The organism is Streptomyces pseudogriseolus, from assembly GCA_002154585.1.
GTDB lineage: Bacteria > Actinomycetota > Actinomycetes > Streptomycetales > Streptomycetaceae > Streptomyces > Streptomyces pseudogriseolus.
This window is the reverse complement of the sequence record MUNG01000629.1, coordinates 1-3,201: the sequence shown is the minus strand read 5'-3', so window position 1 is coordinate 3,201 and position 3,201 is coordinate 1. Positions and strand designations below refer to the sequence as shown.

Annotated in this window: 3 protein-coding genes; all 3 read left to right on the top strand. The window is 68.6% G+C overall.

Annotation, left to right across the window (positions count from 1 at the left end; translation table 11 throughout):
- Positions 1-1,213 (top strand): alpha-amylase family protein (locus CCN29_RS33580; protein ID WP_503167732.1); only part of this gene is annotated, 1,213 nt, incomplete at its 5' end.
- On the top strand, positions 1,210-2,946 hold the full coding sequence (gene treS, locus CCN29_RS33575) for a maltose alpha-D-glucosyltransferase (RefSeq protein WP_086686264.1): 1,737 nt from the start codon (positions 1,210-1,212) through the stop codon (positions 2,944-2,946). The genes CCN29_RS33580 and treS, both read left to right, overlap by 4 nt.
- 28 nt (positions 2,947-2,974) lie before the next feature.
- A partial coding sequence (locus CCN29_RS33570) for a maltokinase N-terminal cap-like domain-containing protein (RefSeq protein ID WP_442538667.1) occupies positions 2,975-3,201 on the top strand: 227 nt, incomplete at its 3' end.

The window sequence follows — 3,201 nt, the reverse complement described above, 5'->3', positions numbered from 1 at the left end:
CCCCGACGACGTCGGCGTGCCCTGGGCGATCGGCTCCCCCGAGGGCGGCCACGACGCCGTCCACCCGCGACTGGGCACGCTGGAGGACTTCACCCGCTTCGTCGCCCGCGCCCGCGACCTCGGCATGGAAGTCGCCCTCGACTTCGCCCTGCAGTGCTCCCCCGACCACCCGTGGGTGCACAAGCACCCCGAGTGGTTCCACCACCGCCCCGACGGCTCCATCGCCTACGCCGAGAACCCGCCGAAGAAGTACCAGGACATCTACCCCATCGCCTTCGACGCGGACCTGGACGGCCTGGTCGCGGAGACCTGCCGGATCCTGCGGCACTGGATGGACACCGGGGTGCGGATCTTCCGCGTGGACAACCCGCACACCAAACCCGTCGTCTTCTGGGAACGGGTGATCGGGGAGATCAACCGCACCGACCCCGACGTCATCTTCCTGGCGGAGGCCTTCACCCGCCCGGCGATGATGCACACCCTGGCCCAGATCGGCTTCCAGCAGTCCTACACGTACTTCACCTGGCGCACCACCAAGCAGGAGCTGACGGAGTACCTGACCGAACTGTCGGGGGAGGCCGCCTCCTACATGCGGCCCAACTTCTTCGCCAACACCCCCGACATCCTGCCCGCCCACCTCCAGCACGGCGGCCGGCCCGCCTTCGAGGTCCGCGCCGTCCTCGCCGCCACCCTCTCCCCCGCCTGGGGCATCTACAGCGGCTACGAACTGTGCGAGAACACCCCGCTGCGCGAGGGCAGCGAGGAGTACCTCGACAGCGAGAAGTACCAGCTCAAACCCCGCGACTGGGACGCCGCCGCCCGCGAGGGCCGCACCATCGCCCCCCTGATCACCCGCCTCAACACCATCCGGCGGGACCACCCCGCGCTGCGTCTGCTGCGCAATCTCCGCTTCCACCGCACCGACAACGACTCCGTCCTGGCGTACAGCAAGCGCAACGGTTCCGACGTCGTGCTCGTGGTCGTCAACCTCGACCCCCATCACGTCCAGGAGGCGACGGTCTCCCTGGACATGAACCAACTCGGCCTGGACTGGCACGAGTCGGTGCCGGTGCGCGACGAACTCACCGGCGACACCTACCACTGGGGCAGCACCAACTACGTGCGGCTGGACCCGGGGCGGGCTCCCGCGCATGTCCTGCACGTCCAGCGACCGCCCGCCGCACAGCGAAACGGAGGGCCAGGAACGCCATGACCGTGAACGAGCCAGTGCCGGACACGTTCGAGGACACACCGGTCAGGGAGCGGGACCCGGAGTGGTTCAAGCGCGCCGTCTTCTACGAGGTCCTCGTCCGCTCCTTCCAGGACAGCAACGGGGACGGCATCGGCGACCTCAAGGGCCTGACCTCCAAGCTGGACTATCTGCAATGGCTGGGCGTGGACTGCCTGTGGCTGCCGCCGTTCTTCAAGTCACCGCTGCGCGACGGCGGTTACGACGTCGCCGACTACACGGGCGTGCTGCCCGAGTTCGGTGACCTCGCCGACTTCGTGGAGTTCGTCGACGCCGCGCACCAGCGCGGCATGCGCGTGATCATCGACTTCGTCATGAACCACACCAGCGACCAGCACCCGTGGTTCCAGGAGTCCCGCAAGGACCCGGACGGCCCGTACGGCGACTTCTACATGTGGGCCGACGACGACACCGGCTACCCGGACGCACGCATCATCTTCGTCGACACCGAGGCCTCCAACTGGACCTACGACCCGGTGCGCAAGCAGTACTACTTCCACCGCTTCTTCTCGCACCAGCCGGACCTCAACTACGAGAACCCGCGCGTGCAGGAGGAGATCCTCGCGGCCCTGCGCTTCTGGCTCGACCTGGGCATCGACGGGTTCCGGCTCGACGCCGTCCCCTATCTGTACGCGGCCGAGGGGACGAACTGCGAGAACCTGCCGGCCACGCACGCGTTCCTCAAGCGGGTCCGCAAGGAGATCGACACCCAGTACCCCGACACCGTGCTCCTCGCCGAGGCCAACCAGTGGCCCGAGGACGTCGTCGACTACTTCGGCGACTACAGCGCCGGCGGCGACGAATGTCACATGGCCTTCCACTTCCCGGTCATGCCCCGCATCTTCATGGCCGTCCGCCGCGAATCCCGCTACCCCGTCTCCGAGATCCTCGCCAAGACCCCCGCCATCCCCTCCGGCTGCCAGTGGGGCATCTTCCTGCGCAACCACGACGAGCTGACCCTGGAGATGGTCACCGACGAGGAACGCGACTACATGTGGGCCGAGTACGCCAAGGACCCCCGCATGCGCGCCAACATCGGCATCCGCCGCCGCCTCGCCCCCCTCCTCGACAACGACCGCAACCAGATCGAACTCTTCACGGCCCTGCTGCTGTCCCTGCCCGGATCGCCGATCATCTACTACGGCGACGAGATCGGCATGGGCGACAACATCTGGCTCGGCGACCGCGACGCCGTCCGCACCCCCATGCAGTGGACCCCGGACCGCAACGCCGGCTTCTCCTCCTCCGACCCCGGCCGCCTCTACCTGCCCACGATCATGGACCCGGTCTACGGCTACCAGGTCACCAACGTCGAAGCCTCCATGGCCTCACCGTCGTCGCTGCTCCACTGGACCCGGCGCATGATCGAGATCCGCAAGCAGAACCCCGCCTTCGGCCTCGGCTCCTACACCGAACTGCCCTCCTCCAACCCCGCCGTCCTCGCCTTCCTCCGCGAGGCCCCCCCGAACGGGGAAGACGGGGACGACCTCGTCCTCTGCGTCAACAACTTCTCCCGCTTCTCCCAGCCCACCGAGCTCGACCTGCGCGAGTTCGACGGCCGGCATCCGGTGGAGCTGTTCGGCGGGGTGCGCTTCCCGGCCATCGGCGAGCTGCCGTACCTGCTGACCCTCGGGGGCCACGGCTTCTACTGGTTCCGGCTCACCCGAGTCGCATCCCGCATCGGCCGACGACTGTGAGCGTGTGCCGGCGAGAGGAGGCGTCACGATGACGAAGACCGCATTCCTGCGCCCGCGGAGCGCGCCCGCCGAGTCGCTGGAGTCGCTCGCCGGGCTGCTGCGCGAGTGGCTGCCGCTGCAGCGCTGGTTCGCGGGCAAGGACCGTCCCGTCACCGATCTCGGCGTGCTGTCCACGACCGAGCTGTTCCCGGGCTGTCTGCACGTGCTGGTGCACGCCGCGCACGGCGGCGTGCCCGCCCCCGGGGGCGCCACCCC

What these genes read in the sequence shown, in the direction of transcription:
- treS (WP_086686264.1), top strand. Translation starts at nt 1,210, where the DNA reads ATGACCGTGAACGAGCCAGTGCCGGACACGTTCGAGGACACACCGGTC.